The sequence below is a fragment of the Mesorhizobium sp. M0045 genome, from assembly GCF_040323385.1.
Taxonomy (GTDB): domain Bacteria; phylum Pseudomonadota; class Alphaproteobacteria; order Rhizobiales; family Rhizobiaceae; genus Mesorhizobium.
The window spans coordinates 110414-129558 of sequence record NZ_JAMYUY010000016.1; the positions used below are offsets into that span (position 1 = coordinate 110414).

The window sequence follows — 19145 nt, forward strand, 5'->3', positions numbered from 1 at the left end:
ACTTTCGCTGCAAGGGAGATTTTACCGATGGCCGAAGGCAATCAGAACATCATGGAAAAAGCTCAGGCTCGCTTCATGGAAAACCAGAAGAAGACGGCGGAACGGAACAAAGCAACTGCCGAATATCTCTCGGAGGCGAAGGCTAGGAGCATCAAAACGGCAAGGCTGAGGGAATTGCGACTGGCCAAGGAAGAGGCGGACCGCGCGGCGGAAGCTCTGAATCCGGTCGCCGCAAAGAAGAAGCGGGCACGGGCAGTCAAGAAGGCCGTATCCGCATCGATGGAGGCGAAATCATGAGCCTGACATTTCCCAATCCCAGCCGCAGCTACGACGAGGCAAGCAAACGCATCCGCTTCGTCGGCCATGACGGCATGTTCCAGATTTCCTTCTCTGTCGCTACCGATGCCATCTCCAAGATGCAGCCGGGAACGGCGGCCTCAGAAGCTACCTACCTGGCAGCCTTCGACACGGCTTCCAACTCGATCCACGATGTCGCCAGGAATGCCTATGCCCGCACCCGCAGGAGCATATATGTGCTGACTGCGGCGGATTTTCGCTAGTCGCGATCCGTCCACAAGACGCTTTCTCAGGGCGTCCGACTTCGCTCGCCGTTTGACGTCGCGACCGTTCAGCCGGTCACGGGTCCGTGACGCGGACGGCTGCGGCGTCGCGCATTCCAGGAGCAGGGCTTATTCCCGAGGTCATGAAGGTTCATAATCCGTATGAGACGCGCTGATTCGCGCTTTTGCCGGGATGCCGTCATGCAACGCAGCTACGCAGCCGGGAGGTCGACGCGACGGGCGAGGGCAAAGACAATGACCGCCCCGGCCGTCGAATTGCAGAAGGCCATATTCGAGGCAGTGAACGACGATCCCGATTTATCGGCGGCACTGGGCGACGCACGATTGTTCGACCGTGCGCCGGAAAATGTTGCATTTCCCCACATGACCGTCGGCCGCACCAGCGTCTACGACTGGGCAACAGGGACGGAGAACAACGCCGAGCAGTTGCTGACGCTGCATGTCTGGTCGAACTCCGAGGCCAGCAAGGAAACCACCGACATCATGGACCTGGTCAGCGCCCGCCTGCGAGATGCGGCGCTCTCGCTTGGCGACCATCGTCGCGCCCACCTCAAGCTCGAATTCGCCGAAGCCCGCTACGACGAGGACCTTTCGGCCCATCATGGGCTGCTGCGCTTCCGCGCCGTAATCGAGGAAGGCGGCTGACCACCGGGCACTTTTCGCGAATCGGGCAACTTTGTTCTTGCTTTGTGCCGGCAGCTATGCTACTAATTTAGGCATGGTGCTAATTGGCTCCAACGACCCGCAGCTTGGCGGGTTTTTTTGTTTCAGGTTCGGTTCGCCTGAGCTGCTATCGGTTGCCTTGGGCCGGATGCTTCGTCCTCCCAAATGGTCCTGCCCGCCAGATGATGCCGGTTGTCGGCGAAGGATTGCAGGGCTAGGTTAAACTTTGGCGATTTCGCGAGACGGGCGGCGAAATGGCAATCCGATAATCTCGCGCTTCAGGGGTGTGGCGGGCATGCATTCGAGCGTTCACCGTTCATATCACGTTCAGCACCGGCGCGTTAGAACGCTGGCCATGAAAACCCTTCGCTCCCACTTCCGGACCGCGGCACTGGCGCTCTCAGCCGCCGGCCTGCTTGCGTCGCAAGCGATGGCGATCCCCGCTGTCACCCCCGAGCAGCCCCAGCCGGTCGTCCTCGCCGCGTCCGACTGCTACGCGATCGGCCAGCAGGTGGCCGAGCAGAATGGCGGCACCTTGGCCAAGGCCTCGCAGTCGACACGCGGCGGCCAGCCGGTCTGCGTCATCGTCGTGCTCGTTCCGGGCAAGGACGGGCAGCGTCCCCGCCGCTCGGAGATCGTCGTTCCGCTGAACTGAACCGTGCCGTTTCCCAGTCTGCCGGAATCGGCCTATATCTGAACAGCTTCAACAGGCCTTCCGCATGCGCGTACTCGTCGTCGAAGATGACAAGGATCTCAACCGGCAGATCGGCGACGCGCTGGTCGATGCCGGCTATGTCGTCGACCGCGCTTTCGATGGCGAGGAAGGGCACTTTCTCGGCGACACCGAGCCCTATGATGCCGTGGTGCTCGATATCGGCCTGCCGCAGATGGACGGCATCAGCGTGGTCGAGCGCTGGCGGCGCGGCGGCCGCAAGATGCCGGTGCTGATCCTGACGGCACGCGACCGCTGGAGCGACAAGGTTGCCGGCATCGACGCCGGCGCCGACGACTACGTCACCAAACCTTTTCACATCGAGGAAATCCTGGCCAGGGTGCGCGCATTGATCCGGCGCGCTGCCGGGCATGCCTCGTCCGAGCTGACCTGCGGGCCGCTGCGCCTCGACACCAAGGCCTCCAAGGCCGACGTCGACGGCGTGCCGCTGAAGCTGACCTCGCACGAATTCCGGTTGCTTGCCTACCTCATGCATCATATGGGCGAGGTGGTGTCCCGGACCGAGCTGGTCGAGCATCTCTATGATCAGGATTTCGACCGCGATTCCAACACGATCGAGGTCTTTGTCGGACGGCTTCGCAAGAAGATGGGCATCGACATGATCGAAACTGTTCGCGGCATGGGCTACCGCATGCGTAAGCCGGAGGCGTAACGCGGAACCGCTTCCTACAAGACCCGCCGTCTCGAACACGCCGTCGCTGCGGTCATGGCCGCGTTCGCTGGCGTTTCGCGTCATCGCTTTTTCCACGGTCTGGGCGATCCTCACTCTGGTCGTCATCTTCACCTTGATCACCACGCTTTATCGCCAGGCCAGCGAGCGCGGTTTCGACAGCCTGCTTTCGGCGCATCTGTTCAACCTGATCGGCTCGGTCGGCGTTTCCGAAAGCGGCCAATTGACCGGCGCCCCCGACCTTGGTGATTTGAGGTTCTCGGAGCCGAATTCCGGCTGGTACTGGTCGGTCGAGCCCGCCTCGGAAGGCGTGCACGGCGATCTCCATTCGTCGTCGATGACCAAGGCGATCCCGTCGCCAAGCGTTGCCGAGGTGCCCTTCAATGCCAGCTTCCAGCGCAGCTATTCAGCGGATGGCATCGAAGGCGAGCAGTTGGAGGTGTTCGAGAGCGAGTTCGTCCTCGATGCGAAAAACCGCGCCGCGCGCTTCCGTGTCATGGGCAACCAGACCGAGCTGGAGCAGGAAATCGCTACCTTCCAGCGGCGCCTGTTGACCTATCTGTCGCTGTTCGGCGTCGGCATGATCGCCATCAACGCGATTGCGATCCTGCTCGGCTTGCAGCCGCTGCGCCGGGTCAGGAATGCGCTTGCGATGGTGCGCGAAGGAACCGCGCAACGCCTCGACGGCCGTTTCCCGGCCGAGATCGAGCCGCTCGCCAACGAGACCAATGCGCTGATCGAGAACAACAGGCGTATCGTCGAGCGGTCGCGCACGCAGGTCGGCAACCTGGCGCACTCGCTGAAGACGCCGCTTGCCGTGCTGCTCAACGAGGCGCGGGCGCTGGGTGGCGCCAAGGGGCAGCTGATCGCCGAGCAGGCTGCTTCCATGCAGAAGCAAGTGGACCATTATCTGCAACGTGCCCGCGTCGCCGCGCAGCGGGACAGCGTCGTCTACCGGACGCCGGTGACACCGCTGGTCCAGCGCATGGTGCGCGTGCTGCAGAAGCTCAACCCGCAGACGGCGCTGTCGCTGTCATTGCCGGCCACCGACATCGTCTTTGCCGGCGAACGCGAGGACCTGGAGGAGTTGCTCGGCAATCTGCTCGACAATGCGATGAAATGGGCAAGGAGCGCGGTCGCCGTTTCGGTCAAGCTCGTCGCTGGCACGGAAGGCTCAGCCAACCTGTTCGAGATAGCCATCGAGGATGACGGCCCCGGCATTCCCGACGACAAGGCGCGCGAGGTATTGCAGCGCGGCCGGCGTCTCGACGAGACAAAACCGGGCAGCGGGCTCGGACTTGCCATTGTCGCCGACCTTGTCAACGAGTATGGAGGCTCTCTGGCGCTGGAACGATCCGTCATGGGTGGATTGAAGGCGATGGTTCGATTGCGGAGCCTTCAGTAATGCTTTTCCAGGTGGCCGGCTGCGGCCAAATTTCCGACAAACATCGACATTATGGCCGCGCCAGCCTGATGACAGCGCGGCGGTCCAGCTCAAGAAAGCCGGTATTGGCATGAAGATTCGCGTCGCGCTCGTTTCCGCCTTGCTCGCCATCTCCGGCTGCACGACGCTCAGCAAGGGCCCGGCCGTTACGGTAACGCCGGCCGCCACGCCCCCCAGCGGCGCCAAGGTGGCGACGACGATCATCTCCGCCATGGGCGGCGGCCTCGTCGGCGGCTCTATCGGCGCCGGCCTGAGCGAGACCGAGAAACGCAGCGCGCTCGAGGCGGAATACAAGGCGCTTGAATACACGGCGAGCGGCCAGAAAGTGGCTTGGAAGAGCGACAGTTCGGCCCATCGCGGCGAAGTGGTTGCCGCCCAGCCCTATCGCGTCGGATCGCAGGACTGCCGGCAATACACCCATACGGTGTTTACCGGCACCGCCGGCGCCACCGCGCGCGGAACCGCCTGCCGCAATGCCGACGGCAGCTGGACGCCGCTGACGTAGCTGGTCCGGCCGTTGGTGCGCCGATCCCGATCGGCACCAAAGCACGTCGCGTTCGGCCCCGCCAAAGCGTCGCAGCACGCTTGTGTTGGCAGGGCAGGGGTCTCGTTCTATTGGAAGAGCCATGCTGTTCTGGGTCATAGCCGCAATCCTGACGCTGGGCGCAAGCCTGGCGGTGCTGCTGCCGTTGGCCGGTGGATCGAAGAACGCGTCCGCTGCCGGCGATCACGACCTCGAAGTCTATCGCGACCAGCTGGCCGAGCTTGACCGCGATATGGCGCGTGGCCTGATCCAGCCGATGGAGGCCGAAGAGGCTCGCGCCGAAATCGCCCGCCGCATCCTTCGCCTGAGCAATGCCGGCCAAGCCGGCGAGACGGCGACGCAGCCGTCGCGGTCGACAAGACTGGTGGCGACGGCTGCCGTGCTGGTGGTTCCACTGGTCAGCTGGGGCCTCTATGGCCATCTCGGCTCACCCGACCTGCCATCGCAGCCACTCAGCGAACGCCTGGCCAAGAACCCCGCCGACAGCTCGGTCGACGAGCTGATAGCCCGCGCCGAGGCGCACCTGGCGGCCAACCCATCCGATGGCCGTGGCTGGGACGTTCTGGCGCCGGTCTATCTGCGCATGCAGCGATACGCCGATGCGGTGACCGCCTATCGCAACGCCGTCCGCCTCGACGGCGACAGCGCCGCCCGTCAGGCGGGTCTTGGCGAGGCGATCGCCAATGCGGCCGGCGGCATTGTCTCAGCCGAAGCGCAGGCGGCGTTCGAGGCGGCGTTGAAGCTCGATCCGGCCAATCCGAAGGCCGCGTTCTATCTCGCGATGGGCATGGCACAGGAGGGCCGCATAGCTGAAGCCACGGCGGCCTGGCAAAAGATGCTGGCCGCCTTGCCGCAGGGCTCGCCGTGGCGCGGCGCCGTCGAGCAGGCGCTGGCCGAATCCGCCGCCCGCAGCGTCGCTTCGGAGGGGCCTGCGAAAGGGCCGAGCGCCGAGGATATCGATGCTGCTTCCTCGATGTCGCCGCAGGACCGGCAAGCCATGATCAGCACTATGGTTGCCGGCCTCGACGAAAAGCTTCGGCAAAATCCGCGCGACGAGGAAGGGTGGATGCAACTCGTTCGTTCTTATGTCGTGCTGGGCAAGACAGATCAGGCACGTGACGCGCTCAATCGCGGTATTGCTGTCTTTGGCGCCGATAGCGACCAGGCCAGGAAATTCACCGCCTTTGCCGCCTCGCTCGGCGTGACGGCGACGGAGTAGACGATGACGCGCAAGCACAAACGACTGTCGGTGATCGCCGCAGGGCTGGCGTTTCTCGGTGTTGCAACCGGGCTGACCTTCTATGCGCTCGGCCAGAAGGCCTCCTATTTCTACATGCCGGCTGATCTGGCCACCGCCAGCCTTCAGCCGGGCCAGCGCATCAGGCTCGGCGGCCTCGTCGAAAAAGGCACAGTAGAGCGTAGCCAAGGCGCCACCGTCGCCTTTTCGGTGACCGACAACCAGAAGGACGTCAAGGTTACCTATACCGGCATTCTTCCCGACCTTTTCCGGGAAGGGCAGGGCGTGATCACCGAAGGCTCGTTTGGCCCTGACGGCATCTTTGTCGCCGACAGCGTGCTCGCCAAGCATGACGAGACCTATATGCCCAAGGAAGTGGCCGACGGCCTCAAGGCCAAGGGCGTGTGGCAGGAGAGCAAGAGTGACTGAGCAGGTTCCGCAAAAGTGTTCCACGGTTTTGCGGCAAGAACCTGCGGCAAGATCTAGCGGGTGCGGCGACAGTGGTTGAAACCGGACATTTCGCCCTGGTCCTGGCGTTTGCGCTGGCCCTGGTGCAGACGGTGGTGCCGGTGTTCGGCGCGCGCACCGGCAACCACAAGATGATGGCCGTCGGCGCACCCGCCGCGCTGACCGGCTTTGCCTTGACGGCGCTGTCCTTCGTAGCGCTGGCGACCGCCTATGCAGGGTCCGATTTTTCGGTTGAGAGCGTCTGGGAGAACTCGCATTCGCTGCAGCCGCTGATCTACAAGATCACCGGAACCTGGGGCAATCACGAAGGTTCGATGCTGCTCTGGGTGCTGATCCTGACCTTCTTCGGCGCGCTTGTCGCCGTTTTCGGCGGCAATCTTCCGGCGACGCTCCGGGCCAATGTGCTTGCCGTGCAGGGAGCGATCGGCGCCACGTTCTTCCTGTTCATCCTGACGACGTCGAACCCGTTCGTCAGGCTCAATCCGGCGCCCATCGAGGGCCGCGATCTCAACCCGATCCTGCAGGACCTCGGCCTCGCCATCCATCCGCCGCTGCTCTATCTCGGCTATGTCGGTTTCTCGATCTGCTTTTCCTTCTCTGTCGCTGCCCTCATCGAGGGCCGCATCGACGCTTCGTGGGCGCGCTGGGTAAGGCCGTGGACATTGGTTGCCTGGATGTTCCTCACCGGCGGCATCGCCATGGGCTCCTATTGGGCCTATTACGAGCTCGGCTGGGGCGGCTTCTGGTTCTGGGATCCGGTCGAGAACGCATCCTTCATGCCGTGGCTGGCGGGCACGGCGCTGCTGCATTCGGCCATCGTCATGGAAAAGCGCTCGGCGCTGAAGATCTGGACGCTGCTTCTGGCGATCCTGACCTTCTCACTGTCGCTGCTCGGCACCTTCCTGGTGCGTTCCGGCGTGCTGACCTCGGTGCACGCATTCGCCACCGATCCGACGCGTGGCGTTTTCATCCTCTGCATCCTGACGCTGTTCATCGGCGGCTCGCTGGCGCTGTTTGCCTTGCGCGCCTCCCGGCTGACGGCCGGCGGCCTGTTTCACCCGATCTCGCGCGAAGGCGCGCTGGTCCTGAACAATCTGTTCCTGACCACCGCCACCGCCACCGTGCTGGTCGGCACGCTCTACCCGCTCGCCGTCGAGGCGCTTTCGGCCGACAAGATTTCGGTCGGCGCGCCGTTCTTCAACCTGACATTCGGCCCGCTGATGGTGCCGCTCTTGGTCGTCGTGCCGTTCGGGCCGCTGCTCGCCTGGAAGCGCGGCGACATTTTCGCGGTCGCCCAGCGCCTGATGGCGGCTTTCGCGGCGGCGCTGCTCGCCGTACTAGTGACAGCCTTGTTCATCGATGGCGCATCGGTATTCGCAGCGCTCGGTGTCGGCCTTGCCTTCTGGCTAATCTGCGGTGCGCTCACCGATCTCGGCGTCAAATCCGGCTTCGGCACCGTCGCGCTCGCCACCATGCTCAGGCGCTTCGCCGGCCTGCCGCGCTCGGTCTTCGGCACAGCGCTTGCGCATCTCGGCCTCGGGCTGACGACGCTCGGCATTGTCGGCACGCTTTGCTTCGGCACCGAAAAAATCCTGTCGATGCATGCCGGCGAGACCGTCGAACTGTCCGGCCACAAGCTGCGCTTCGAGGGGCTCTACCCGGTCCAGGGGCCTAACTACAGTGAGGATCGCGGCCGCTTCGCCCTGCTTGGCGCCGACGGCAGCGTCGCAGGCGAGATCACCTCGGCCAAGCGCTCATATCCGGTTCGCCAGATGACCACAACCGAATCCGGCATCAGGACGATCGGCTTCAGCCAGCTCTATCTTTCGCTTGGCGACGAGGGCAGCGATGGCTCTGTGGTCGTTCGTCTGTGGTGGAAACCGCTGGTGACGCTGATCTGGGGCGGCGGACTGGTGATGATGGCGGGCGCGGCGATGTCGCTGCTCGACCGTCGCCTGCGCGTCGGCGCACCGTCGCGCCGCAAGCCTGCAGGCGCCATGCCATCGGCGAGCCCGCAATGAGAAGGAGCACGCTGGCCTCGCTGGTCCTGCTGCTGGCGCTGTTGTTCGCCGGCGCCGCGCAGGCGGTCAAGCCCGACGAGGTGCTCGCCGACCCGGCACTCGAGGCGAGGGCGCGCGCTTTGTCGGAAGGCCTGCGCTGCATGGTCTGCCAGAACCAGTCGATCGACGAGTCCGATGCCGATCTTGCCCGTGACCTGCGCATCCTTGTGCGCCAGCGTCTGGTCGCCGGCGATACCGATCAGCAGGTGATGGACTACGTCGTTTCGCGCTACGGCGAGTTCGTGCTGCTGAAGCCACGCTTCAATCTGCGCAATGTCTTGCTCTGGGGAACGCCAGTTCTTCTGCTGCTCGTTGGTGGGACGTGCATCCTGCTGGCCGCCCGCTCGCGCCGCTCGACGGCGACAAATGCCCTGACCGCGGACGAGCAGGCGGCGTTGGACGCGATACTCCGCCGCGATTGATCGATACATTACGAAAGTTTCATGTACCGGAAATGGCGCCGTAATGTGCGGCTCTCTATTTCCTTTGTCGAGGATGCCAAGCAAGGGGCGTCCCTTGAAAAGAGGATACGAGAACCATGAATGTTGCCCCCAATTCATCTCTTCGCACTCGCAAACGCCTGCTGGCCGCAGCCGCATCCCTGGCCATTGCCGGCGCGATCGGCTTCGGCGCCGTTGCCACCGGGACAGCCCCGGTGCTGGCCGACGCCGTACGTGTCGAGGCACCGCAGGTCCCAAGCTTCGCCGATGTGGTCGAGCGCGTTTCGCCGGCGGTTGTCAGCGTGCGCGTCAAGGCCAAGATCCAGCCGACGGCGGATGACGGTTCCGACCAGATGGACGACGAGGACGGCTTAGGCAATCTTCCCGATAACCCGCAGCTGCGGCGTTTCTTCCGCGAATTCCGCGGCTTTGGCGATCAGGGCCCGAACGGAATGCGCCGTTTTGGACATCGTGACCGCAACAACGACCAGCCGCGGCCGGTGGCGCAAGGGTCGGGTTTCTTCATCTCCGATGACGGCTATCTCGTCACCAACAACCATGTCGTCGAGGAGGGCACCGCCTTCACCGTGGTGACCAATGACGGCAAGGAACTCGACGCCAAGCTGATCGGCACCGATCCGCGCACCGATCTTGCCGTGCTCAAGGTCGATGACGGTAACAGGTTCACCTATGTCGACTTCGCCGATGATTCCAAGGTTCGCGTCGGCGACTGGGTGGTGGCTGTCGGCAATCCGTTCGGCCTCGGCGGCACGGTTACCGCCGGCATCGTTTCGGCCCGCGGCCGCGATATCGGCGCCGGTCCCTATGACGACTTCATCCAGATCGACGCCTCGGTGAACCGCGGCAATTCGGGCGGCCCGACCTTCAACCTCAACGGACAGGTTGTCGGCATCAACACCGCGATCTTCTCGCCGTCGGGCGGCAGCGTCGGCATTGCCTTCGATATTCCCGCTTCGACCGCCAAGCAGGTCGTGCAGGATCTGATGAGGAACGGTACCGTCCAGCGCGGCTGGCTCGGCGTCGAAATCCAGCCGGTCACGCCCGAAATCGCCGAGTCGCTTGGCCTTGGGTCCGGCAAGGGCGCGCTCGTTGCCAGCGCGCAGGACAGCGGTCCCGGCAAGAAGGCCGGCATCACCGCCGGTGACGTGATCACCCAGGTGGACGGCAAGGACGTTGCTTCACCGAAGGAACTCGCCCGACTGATTGGCGCTTACCCGCCCGGCAAATCGGTCGATGTCACGGTGTGGCGCAACGGCAAGAGCGAGGCGGTCAAGGTCGACCTTGGCAAGCTGCCGTCGAGCGACAAGCAGGCCTCGGTCGACCAGCAGCCTGCTCCGGCACCGAAGACCGACACGCTCGCCGATCTCGGCCTGACCGTTACCAAGTCCGAAAATGGCAAGGGACTTGTGGTGACCGACGTCGACCCCGACAGCGATGCCGCCGATCGCGGCATCCAGCCCGGCGACGTCATCACCTCCGTCAATTCGACGGAAGTGAGCGGCACCGCCGACGTCGACAAGGCGATGGCCGACGCGGTGAAGTCCGGCCGCAAGGCGGTGTTGATGCAGATCACCCGCGACGACAGCAACCGCTTCGTCGCACTGCCTGTCGCCAAGGGCTGACTTTTCCGGTGCGGCGGTTTTCAACACCCCCGAGCCGCCGCACGGGAAAGCACGGGGCCTGAATACGTTAGTCAGTCATCGTGTTCCGCCCCAGCGGCAGCGGGCTTCCCATCGCCCGCTGCCGCTCGAACATGTCGCTCAAAGCGTGAAGCGGTTTTAGGCTACGACATGCTAAAACAAAGACTTACCGCGTATCCCTGAATCACTTTGTTCGCGATACGCCATGGAGAAGGCCACGATGCGTATGCCGGCCACTCAATCTTCCAGTGAAATCGCGTATAACGGTTCTATGAAGATTCTCGTCATAGAAGACGATCGCGAGGCAGCCGACTACCTGCAGAAGGCGTTCGCCGAGGCCGGCCATACCGCCCATGTCGCCGGCGACGGCGAAACCGGCTTCGCGCTCGCTGATTCCGGCGACTATGACGTCATGGTCGTTGACCGCATGATGCCGCGCCGCGACGGCCTGTCCGTCATTGCCGGGCTCAGGTCCAGAGGCAACACGACGCCAGTGCTCATCCTGTCGGCGCTCGGCGAAGTCGACGACCGGGTCACCGGTCTGCGCGCCGGTGGCGACGACTATCTGACCAAACCCTACGCCTTTTCCGAACTGCTCGCCCGCGTGGAGGTGCTGAACCGCCGCGCCAGCGCCAGGGAAGCCGAAACCGTCTACCGGGTCGGTGATCTCGAACTCGACCGGCTGTCGCATTCGGTGCGCCGCGCCGGGCGCGAGATAACGCTGCAGCCGCGCGAGTTCCGCCTGCTCGAATATCTGATGCGCCATGCCGGCCAGGTGGTGACGCGCACCATGCTGCTCGAGAACGTCTGGGACTACCATTTCGATCCGCAGACCAACGTCATCGACGTTCATATCTCGCGGCTGCGGGGCAAGATCGAGAAGGGCTTCGACAAGCCGATCCTGCACACGGTTCGCGGCGCCGGCTACATGCTGAAAAGCGGCTAGAACCCCATGGCTCTTTCCGTGCCGGCCATCATGAAGACGACGGCAGCGCGGCTTTCGGCGCTTTATCTTCTGCTTTTTGCGCTGTGTGCGGTATTGCTGGTCTTGTACATGACCTCGCTCTCGGTGCGCATGCTGACCGCCCAGACGCAGGAGACGATCAACGACGAGGTGCTCGGCCTTGCCCGCGCCTATCAGCGCGGCGGCCTCCCACTGCTGGTCCGCGTCGTCGAGCAGCGCTCCCGCCAGCCCGGCGCCAATCTCTATCTGATCGCCGATGCCAACGGCCAGATCCTGACCGGCAACGTGCAGAGCTTGGAGCCGGGCGTGATCGAGGCCGAGGGCTGGACCACCGAACCGTTCTCCTACCGCCGCTTCGGTGAGGGCGAACTCGAGCGGCAGCGCAACCCGGTCTCCGACCCGAACGAGCCCGCCCAGAGCGAAGTCCAGGCCGAAGGCGAAAAAGGCCACAACGCCGTTGCCCTGGTGCTGCGGCTGCCCAACCAGATGATCATGCTGGTCGGCCGCGACCTCGGCGAGCCGGAGCGCTTCCGCGCCGTCATTCGCCGCGCCTTGATGCTGGCGCTCGGCATGATGGGCGTCGGCGGGCTGCTGATCTGGTTCTTCGTCGGGCGCGCGGCGCTGAAACGCATCGACAGCGTGTCGGAGGCGAGCCGCCGCATCATGGGCGGCGATCTTTCCGGCCGGCTGCCGGTCACCGGCGCAGGCGACGAGTTCGACCGGCTGTCGGAAAACCTCAATTCCATGCTGGCCAGGATCGCCACGCTGAACGAGGGCCTGAAGCAGGTCTCCGACAACATCGCCCACGACCTGAAGACGCCGCTGACCAGGCTGCGCAATCGCGCCGAGGCGACGCTTTCCGGCAAGCACAACACCAGTGACTACCGGCAGGCGCTGGAAGGAACGATCGCCGAATCCGATCAGCTGATAAAGACCTTCAACGCTATCCTGATGATTTCGCGGCTGGAGGCCGGCTATTCCTCGGAAAGCACCACCAGGGTCGATCTGGCCGCTGCCGTGCACGACGTCGTCGAACTCTACGAGCCGGTAGCGGAGGAGGCGGGCGTGACGCTCGAAACTTCGGTGCAAGGTTCTTTCGTCGTCGACGGCAATCGCGAGCTGATCGGCCAAGCACTGTCCAACATCGTCGACAATGCGATCAAATATTCGACCGACTCGACCTCCAGGCCTACGGTTCGCGTGACGCTGGAGCGTGTCGGTAGCGAGATCAGACTCGCCGTCTCCGACAACGGCCAGGGCATTCCCGACGATGTCGACCGCGCTAGGGTGACCGAGCGTTTCGTGCGGCTGGAAAAGAGCCGCTCGCAGCCGGGTTCCGGCCTTGGCTTGAGTCTCGCCAAGGCGATCATGACATTCCACAATGGACGGCTTGAGCTTCTGCCCGGCAATCCCGGATTGTCGGTCGTCATGAGTTTTCCCGGGCGGGAGGATCGCTGATGGTTGCGAGGATGGCAGTGCGACGCCTGGAAACGGACTGGCTGTTGAAGCCGGCGGTAGAGCTCGTTCCGCTGGATGCAAGCCGCGCCAGGCAGAAACTGTCGGAGATCGCCGACGCCGCGCGGCAAAAGGAACTGCCGCGACTGGCGAAATTTCTCGCCGGCAAGGGGCTCGTCCAGGATTTCCTCGCCGCCGTGTTCGACCTGTCGCCGTTCCTGCGCGATACCGCGCGCCGCCGGCCGCGGATACTCGATGCGCTTTTCGACGGGAGGGTCGAGGCGCGGCTGTCATCGATCGGCGCCGCGGTCGACAAGGCAGCACGCGCAGAGGCCGTCTCCGAAAGCAGCCTGATGATGGAGCTGCGCCAATGCAAGGCGGAGGCGCATTTCCTGATCGCCTTGGCCGATCTGGCCGGCGAGGCCGAGACCTCGTTGACAGTGCGGCGACTGAGCGACCTTGCCGATGCCTGCACGCGTGCGGCCGTCGATTTCCTGCTCCGCGACGCGCATGAGCAGGGCAAGCTCCGATTGCCGGATCCCAAAAATCCGGCGCGACGCTCGGGCTGGATTCTGCTCGGCATGGGCAAGCTCGGCGCGCATGAGCTGAACTTCTCCTCCGACATCGACCTCGTCGTCTTCTTCGACCCCGATGCGCCTGCCGTCGTCGATCCGCTCGATGCCACAGAGCTGTTTTCGCGCCTGACCCGTCGGCTGGTCCGTATCCTCCAGGACCGCACCGAGCATGGTTACGTCTTCCGCACCGATCTCAGGCTTCGTCCTGACCCCGGCTCGACACCGCTGGCGATCCCGGTCGAGGCGGCGCTGCGCTACTATGAGGCGCGCGGCCAGAACTGGGAGCGCGCCGCCATGATCAAGGCTCGCCCGGTGGCCGGCGATGTTGCCGCCGGCGCCGCGTTCCTGAAGGAACTGCAGCCCTATATCTGGCGCAAATACATGGACTATGCGGCGATTGCCGACGTCCATTCGATCAAGCGCCAGATCCACGCCCACAAGGGCCATGGCGAGGTCGCGGTCAAAGGGCACAACGTCAAGCTCGGCCGCGGCGGCATCCGCGAGATCGAGTTCTTCGTCCAGACCCAGCAGCTTATCGCCGGCGGCCGCTTTCCCGAACTGCGCGGCCGCGAGACCGTGCCGATGCTCGGCGAACTCGCCGCGCGCGGCTGGATCACCGCCGACGCGCGCGATGCACTCACCAGGCAATACTGGTTCCTGCGCCGCGTCGAACATGCCATCCAGATGGTTGCCGACCAGCAGACGCATATTCTGCCGGAGGACGAAGAGGGGCTGGAACGCGTCGCCCGCATGCTGGGCTTTGCCGATGCGGCAGGCTTTGCCGAAACGTTCCGCGCGGCGCTGCATCAGGTCGAGCGCCACTATGCAGCGCTGTTCGAGACCGCGCCGGAGCTTTCGGCCGGCATCGGCAATCTGGTCTTTACCGGCGACGTCGACGATCCCGATACCTTGCAGACCCTGCGGCGGCTCGGCTTCCAGCGGCCGAGCGACATCTGCCGGGTTATCCGCGGCTGGCACTTCGGCCGCTACCGCGTCACCCGGTCGGCGGAGGCGCGCGAGCGGCTGACCGAACTGTCGCCGGCGCTGCTGCAAGCCTTCGGCCAGACGCGGCGAGCGGACGAGGCGGTGATCCGCTTCGACGAATTCCTTGCCGGCCTGCCTGCCGGCATCCAGCTGTTTTCGCTGCTGCAGTCGAATCCGGCGTTGCTGAAGCTGATGGCGACGATCATGGGCGCAGCACCGCGGTTGGCCGCCATCATCACGCGCCGGCCGCATGTCTTCGATGGCCTGCTCGATCCGGCGCTGCTGAGCGAACTGCCCAACCGCGCCTATCTGTCGGCGCGCCTTGCCGCCTTCCTCGAAGGCGACAGGGCTTATGAGGACGTGCTCGACCGGCTGCGCATCTTTGCTTCGGAGCAGAAATTCCTGATCGGCGTCAGGCTGCTTGCCGGGTCGATCGATCCGCCGCGCGCCGGCCGCGCCTTTTCCGATCTCGCCGACCTGACCATCGAGGCGGCGTTGCAGGCGGTGACAGCGGAATTCGCATTGCGTCATGGCTATATTGCCGGCGGCAGGGTCGCACTGCTCGGCATGGGCAAGCTCGGCAGCCGCGAACTGACGGCGGGTTCCGACGTCGACCTCATCCTGCTCTACGATCACGACGCCGATGCCGAGGAGTCCGACGGCGACAAGCCGCTTGCCCCGTCGCATTACTACAGCCGGCTGACGCAGCGGCTGATCGCCGCCGTTGCCGCGCCGACCGCCGAGGGCGTGCTCTACGAGCTCGACCTTCGTCTGCGACCGTCCGGCAACAAGGGGCCGGTGGCCACGCACGTCGATGCCTTCAAGAAGTACCAGCGCCAGGACGCCTGGACGTGGGAGCATATGGCGCTGGCGCGGGCCCGCACCATCGGTGGCGATGCCGAGCTCTGCCGCGAGGTTGAGGAGGAAGTTGCCGCAGTGCTCGCTCTGCCGCGCGATCCAGCCAAGGTGATGGCCGAGGCATCCGAGATGCGCGCCATGGTCGACAAGGAGAAGCCGCCGCGCGATCCCTGGGACATCAAGCTGATCCCGGGCGGCCTCATAGATCTCGAATTCATTGCCCAGGTTGCGTTGATCACGGGAAAGATCGAAGCCGGCCGCAGGGCCACCGGCACGGCTGAGGTCCTGTCGCGCCTGGCGCCGGATTTCGTCGACGCCCAGGTCAGGCAGGAACTGGTGGATGCCTTTTCGCTCTATCTGGCGCTGACTCAGATGATCCGGCTTTGCCTCACCGGCGCGTTCGAACGCGACGACGTTCCGCCAGGGCTTTCCGATCTGCTTCTTGCAGTCACCGACCTGCCTGATTTCGGTGTGCTTGAAGCGCATCTCAAGGAGACGCCGCAGAAGGTCAGAAAGGATTTCGACCTTCTGCTTCGTGCGAAACTACCGTGACGGCAACCAGCCGTACGGGCGAGAGCATCGGACCCAAAATTGCGACCTTTTCTGGGAGGTTCCGATGTTCAATCAAAGAGATAGAGCGGGGGATTGAAGGTCCGCCGCTCTAGCATCGGGGGTGACGATGCAACAGGAGAAGACCATGAGAAAGACAACCAGACTTGCACTCGTTTTCGCAGCCCTGGCCGGCGCCGTCGGCACCGCAGCCTATGCAGACGAGCACTCCGGCGCCGGGCCGCGCGGCGGCATGATGATGCGCCTGGGCAAAGTCATGAAGGACAATGACGGCACCATCACCTTCGACCAGTTCTCCGACGCCATGAACGCTCGACTGAAGAAGATGGTCGCTGACAATGGCGGCAAGCTGACCGTGGCGCAGCTCGCCGACGCGCTGGAGAAGGCACGCTTCGAGCAGATGGCCAGGCGCATCATCGCCCGCTACGACACCAAGGGCGACGGGACGCTGACCGCCGACGATATCACCAGCCGCCAGAAGAAGGTGTTCGCCATGCTCGACCGTGACAATGACGGCAAGATCGAGAAGAACGAACTGCCGAAGGGTCTCGGCCGCCACCGCCAATGGGACGGCGAGGGCAATGATGGCGCTGACGGCATGCAGTGAGAATTGACAACCGCTCCGGCGGCGCGAGCCGCCGGAGACTTATCTGGTCATTCAGGCAGCCGCCCTGACCGCCTGCGCGACTTTCTTCATCGGGATGCGTACCGAGACGATCGTGCCGATGCTTTCGGTCGAACGGATCTTCAGCGCGCCACCCTGAAGCTCGGCCAGCGAGCGCGAGATGGCGAGGCCGAGACCGGAGCCGGCATGGCTCTTGGAGAACTGGTTCTGCACCTGTTCGAATGGCCGTCCGAGCTTGCTCAGCGCGGCTTTCGGGATGCCGCAGCCATTGTCCTCGATCGTCAGGATCAGCGCGCTGGAAATGCTGCGGGCTCTGACCGAAATGTGGCCGCCTTGCCCGGTGAACTTCACCGCATTGGACAGAAGGTTGATGAGGATCTGCTTGATCGCCCTGCGGTCGGCGAACAGCGTCAGCGAATCGGCGATGCGGGTTTCGACGGTGATCGACTTTTCCGCCGCCTGCAGCGAGACGACGCGAACTGTCTCCCTGATGAGCGGGCAGAGATCGATTTCTTCCTGATCCAGGGCGAACTGGCCGGCCTCGATCTTCGACATGTCGAGGATGTCGTTGATCACGCCGAGAAGATATTTGCCGCTGCCGTTGATGTCGGTGGCATACTCTTCGTAGCGCGGCGACCCCAGCGGCCCGAACAGCCGCCGTTCCATCAGTTCCGAGAAGCCGATGATCGCGTTGAGCGGCGTGCGCAACTCGTGCGACATGTTGGCTAGGAATTCGGATTTGGCCCGGTTTGCCGCTTCGGCCCGCTCGGTTTCCTTCATGTATTTGCGATTGAGCTCGACGAGCTCACGAGCCCGTTCTTCTTCCGCGCGGCGGGCAAGGCTGAGGTCGTGGATTGTCGCCATCAGCCGGCGCTCGCTGTCGACCAGCTTCTCCTGGTGCAGCTTGATCTGGGTGATGTCGGAGCCGACGGAGACGGTGCCGCCGTCCCTTGTTCGCAACTCGTTCACTTGCAGCCAGCGGCCGTCGGCAAGCTGGCGCTCGAAGGTCACGCCCCCCTGCGGTCCATTGGTATTGGCAAGCCGCCGCTCCGAGGCAAAGGCCAGCATGCGTTCCTCCAGAACGGCGCGCGGAGCGCCCGGCATCACGTCGCGATCCGACAGGCCGTTGTCCTGCTGGTATTTGGAATTGCACATGATCAGGCGCTCGGACGAATCCCACAGCACGAAGGATTCGTTGATGTTTTCGATGGCCGTCCTCAGGCGCAGGTCCGCCGCTTCGGAGCGCAGCGCCAGGTGCCGCTGCTCGGTGACGTCGACGGCGATGCCGATCAGCTGGATCTCCGGCGCTTCCGGGTCGATAACCTGTGCTCTTGCGCGCATCCAAACCCATTGCCCGTCGGCATGGCGCATCCGGAACACCTGGTCGATATGATCGATCTCGCGTGCGACGATCCTGTTGGCGAGTTCGAACAAATCGCCGTCCTCGGGATGAATGATTTCGTCGACTTCGCCGAACGACAGCATCGTGTCGCAAGGCTCGTAGCCCAGCATGTCGTACATCGAGCGCGACCAGTACATCTTGCCGCGCACCATGTCCCAATCCCACAGGCCGCAGCGGCCGCGCACCAACGCCATGTCGATGCGCTGGTGGGCTTCGAGATAGATGCGGTCGGCGGCCTGGGCACGCGCCGCCTGGCCGAAATAGGCATAAAGGATGACGATCAGCACGCCGGCCGTCAGCACGAACAGCGTGACATTGAGTGAGACCGTCTTGCGCCAGGCGTCAAAAACTGCCTCCTGCGGCACGAACGCTGCCGCGGCACCCTTTCGGCCATTCGCCAGGCTCACTGCCGCGTACCAGTCCTGTCCGCCGATGCTGACCTCCATCACTCCGGCGCGGTCGCCGAACATGAACAGCGGCTGTCCGCCCTGCACGACGCCATCGAGCGATCGGCCCTCCCAGTGCATCGACTGCGGCGATACGGCAATGATCTTGAAGGCGCTGTCGGTGATCGCCAGTACGTGGCTTCGGCCCATCGCGCCCTGACGACCGGTGCTCTCCAGCAGGTCCTGGGTCGCACCTGGCGCGGAAACCATGGTCGCGTCGGCGATCGAACTTGCCAGTTGGCCGGCGGCCAGCGCAAGGATTGCCTTGGCGTCGCGCTCGATCTCGTCGCGCTCGTTCATCAGTGACAGAAAGCGCAGTACTGCGATGATCAACAGAAACATGATAATGAGGGCCGGTATCGATCGCCGCAACAGCGGCTCGGCTGCCAGCAGCCGTCGGTAGGCAGGTTCGGCGATGAGCCGCGTATTGCCCGCGAGACCGTCGTTTCGCGCCTCGCGACGCTCAAACGCCGTCCCACCGGGCGCGCCCCACGCGTCCGCCTTCGCCATAAATGGCACTCCCCGATTTTCTGTCCGCTTGACGATCCGGCAACGCCGCACTTCCGAATCGTCACTAAAGAATCAAAGGTGATTCGCCTTGTCCAGAGGCGCGGCGAAAAAAGATTAAAAATCGACTAAAATAATGGGTTTTCGGATGGTCTTCCCTTCTCCCACGACAAGGCAGGGCTATCGCATATGAGTGATGGCATTGATGAGATAGTCGTCGTTCCAGGCGCATTTCTTGATGCGATGGCTGATGGGGAC

At 64.0% G+C, this 19145-nt stretch carries 18 protein-coding genes; 16 read left to right on the forward strand and 2 right to left on the reverse strand.

All coding sequences use genetic code 11. From position 1 onward, the window contains the following. The first annotated feature begins 27 nt into the window (after positions 1-27). From NKJ72_RS22955 to NKJ72_RS23030, 16 genes are all read left to right on the forward strand, one after another. Entirely contained in the window at positions 28-297 is a 270-nt protein-coding gene (locus NKJ72_RS22955; protein WP_352479529.1) for a hypothetical protein, read from the forward strand. Continuing rightward, on the forward strand, positions 294-560 hold the full coding sequence (locus NKJ72_RS22960) for a DUF1488 family protein (RefSeq protein ID WP_254819951.1): 267 nt from the start codon (positions 294-296) through the stop codon (positions 558-560). Before NKJ72_RS22955 ends, NKJ72_RS22960 begins: the two co-directional genes overlap by 4 nt. A 255-nt stretch (positions 561-815) precedes the next feature. Then, complete coding sequence (locus NKJ72_RS22965) at positions 816-1226, forward strand: DUF3168 domain-containing protein (protein ID WP_352479530.1); 411 nt, start codon at positions 816-818, stop codon at positions 1224-1226. A gap of 373 nt (positions 1227-1599) precedes the next feature. Further along, a complete protein-coding gene (locus NKJ72_RS22970) occupies positions 1600-1899 on the forward strand; it encodes a hypothetical protein (RefSeq protein ID WP_352479531.1) in 300 nt (99 codons plus the stop codon). 64 nt (positions 1900-1963) lie between these two features. Beyond that, entirely contained in the window at positions 1964-2629 is a 666-nt protein-coding gene (locus NKJ72_RS22975; protein WP_023718390.1) for a response regulator transcription factor, read from the forward strand. An 82-nt stretch (positions 2630-2711) separates the two neighbouring features. Continuing rightward, the gene (locus tag NKJ72_RS22980) at positions 2712-4052 is read left to right on the forward strand and encodes an ATP-binding protein (protein ID WP_502894334.1); all 1341 of its coding nucleotides are present in this window, start codon (positions 2712-2714) and stop codon (positions 4050-4052) included. A 109-nt stretch (positions 4053-4161) separates the two neighbouring features. Beyond that, positions 4162-4596 (forward strand): RT0821/Lpp0805 family surface protein, encoded by a 435-nt coding sequence (locus NKJ72_RS22985; RefSeq protein WP_352479532.1) that lies wholly within the window; start codon positions 4162-4164, stop codon positions 4594-4596. Positions 4597-4717: 121 nt separating this feature from the next. Beyond that, positions 4718-5854 carry a c-type cytochrome biogenesis protein CcmI gene (gene ccmI, locus NKJ72_RS22990; RefSeq protein ID WP_352479533.1) on the forward strand — a complete coding sequence of 379 codons (1137 nt, stop codon included), beginning with the start codon at positions 4718-4720 and terminating at the stop codon, positions 5852-5854. A gap of 3 nt (positions 5855-5857) precedes the next feature. Beyond that, the gene (ccmE, locus tag NKJ72_RS22995; protein ID WP_352479534.1) at positions 5858-6301 is read left to right on the forward strand and encodes a cytochrome c maturation protein CcmE; all 444 of its coding nucleotides are present in this window, start codon (positions 5858-5860) and stop codon (positions 6299-6301) included. Positions 6302-6372: 71 nt separating this feature from the next. Next, positions 6373-8361 (forward strand): heme lyase CcmF/NrfE family subunit, encoded by a 1989-nt coding sequence (locus tag NKJ72_RS23000; protein ID WP_352479535.1) that lies wholly within the window; start codon positions 6373-6375, stop codon positions 8359-8361. Beyond that, positions 8358-8822 (forward strand): cytochrome c-type biogenesis protein, encoded by a 465-nt coding sequence (locus NKJ72_RS23005; RefSeq protein ID WP_352479536.1) that lies wholly within the window; start codon positions 8358-8360, stop codon positions 8820-8822. Before NKJ72_RS23000 ends, NKJ72_RS23005 begins: the two co-directional genes overlap by 4 nt. A 116-nt stretch (positions 8823-8938) precedes the next feature. Further along, positions 8939-10483, forward strand: coding sequence for a Do family serine endopeptidase (locus NKJ72_RS23010; protein WP_352479537.1), 1545 nt, complete (start codon positions 8939-8941; stop codon positions 10481-10483). A 289-nt stretch (positions 10484-10772) separates the two neighbouring features. Then, the gene (locus NKJ72_RS23015) at positions 10773-11447 is read left to right on the forward strand and encodes a response regulator transcription factor (protein ID WP_254819962.1); all 675 of its coding nucleotides are present in this window, start codon (positions 10773-10775) and stop codon (positions 11445-11447) included. A 6-nt stretch (positions 11448-11453) separates the two neighbouring features. After that, positions 11454-12923 (forward strand): ATP-binding protein, encoded by a 1470-nt coding sequence (locus NKJ72_RS23020; protein WP_352479538.1) that lies wholly within the window; start codon positions 11454-11456, stop codon positions 12921-12923. After that, positions 12923-15889, forward strand: a complete 2967-nt coding sequence (locus NKJ72_RS23025; RefSeq protein WP_352479539.1) for a bifunctional [glutamine synthetase] adenylyltransferase/[glutamine synthetase]-adenylyl-L-tyrosine phosphorylase — start codon at positions 12923-12925, stop codon at positions 15887-15889. Before NKJ72_RS23020 ends, NKJ72_RS23025 begins: the two co-directional genes overlap by 1 nt. Before the next feature lie 145 nt (positions 15890-16034). Then, positions 16035-16514 carry an EF-hand domain-containing protein gene (locus tag NKJ72_RS23030; RefSeq protein WP_352479540.1) on the forward strand — a complete coding sequence of 160 codons (480 nt, stop codon included), beginning with the start codon at positions 16035-16037 and terminating at the stop codon, positions 16512-16514. 51 nt (positions 16515-16565) lie between these two features. Here the strand turns inward: NKJ72_RS23030 and NKJ72_RS23035 are convergent, their stop codons facing one another. Further along, a complete protein-coding gene (locus NKJ72_RS23035) occupies positions 16566-18890 on the reverse strand; it encodes a PAS domain-containing sensor histidine kinase (protein WP_352479541.1) in 2325 nt (774 codons plus the stop codon). Between the two features lie 64 nt (positions 18891-18954). Continuing rightward, the coding region (locus NKJ72_RS23040; protein ID WP_352479542.1) for a hypothetical protein at positions 18955-19145 on the reverse strand (191 nt) is incomplete at its 5' end.

Excerpts from the sequence above, each read along its gene's own strand:
- NKJ72_RS22975 (WP_023718390.1), top strand. The coding sequence starts at position 1,964 with ATGCGCGTACTCGTCGTCGAAGATGACAAGGATCTCAACCGGCAGATC.
- NKJ72_RS22985 (WP_352479532.1), top strand. The coding sequence starts at position 4,162 with ATGAAGATTCGCGTCGCGCTCGTTTCCGCCTTGCTCGCCATCTCCGGC.
- ccmE (WP_352479534.1), top strand. The coding sequence starts at position 5,858 with ATGACGCGCAAGCACAAACGACTGTCGGTGATCGCCGCAGGGCTGGCG.
- ccmI (WP_352479533.1), top strand. The coding sequence starts at position 4,718 with ATGCTGTTCTGGGTCATAGCCGCAATCCTGACGCTGGGCGCAAGCCTG.
- NKJ72_RS22960 (WP_254819951.1), top strand. The coding sequence starts at position 294 with ATGAGCCTGACATTTCCCAATCCCAGCCGCAGCTACGACGAGGCAAGC.
- NKJ72_RS23025 (WP_352479539.1), top strand. The coding sequence starts at position 12,923 with ATGGTTGCGAGGATGGCAGTGCGACGCCTGGAAACGGACTGGCTGTTG.
- NKJ72_RS23010 (WP_352479537.1), top strand. The coding sequence starts at position 8,939 with ATGAATGTTGCCCCCAATTCATCTCTTCGCACTCGCAAACGCCTGCTG.
- NKJ72_RS23020 (WP_352479538.1), top strand. The coding sequence starts at position 11,454 with ATGGCTCTTTCCGTGCCGGCCATCATGAAGACGACGGCAGCGCGGCTT.
- NKJ72_RS23030 (WP_352479540.1), top strand. The coding sequence starts at position 16,035 with ATGAGAAAGACAACCAGACTTGCACTCGTTTTCGCAGCCCTGGCCGGC.
- NKJ72_RS23035 (WP_352479541.1), bottom strand. The coding sequence starts at position 18,890 with ATGGCGAAGGCGGACGCGTGGGGCGCGCCCGGTGGGACGGCGTTTGAG.
- NKJ72_RS22970 (WP_352479531.1), top strand. The coding sequence starts at position 1,600 with ATGAAAACCCTTCGCTCCCACTTCCGGACCGCGGCACTGGCGCTCTCA.
- NKJ72_RS23015 (WP_254819962.1), top strand. The coding sequence starts at position 10,773 with ATGAAGATTCTCGTCATAGAAGACGATCGCGAGGCAGCCGACTACCTG.
- NKJ72_RS22955 (WP_352479529.1), top strand. The coding sequence starts at position 28 with ATGGCCGAAGGCAATCAGAACATCATGGAAAAAGCTCAGGCTCGCTTC.
- NKJ72_RS23005 (WP_352479536.1), top strand. The coding sequence starts at position 8,358 with ATGAGAAGGAGCACGCTGGCCTCGCTGGTCCTGCTGCTGGCGCTGTTG.
- NKJ72_RS22965 (WP_352479530.1), top strand. The coding sequence starts at position 816 with ATGACCGCCCCGGCCGTCGAATTGCAGAAGGCCATATTCGAGGCAGTG.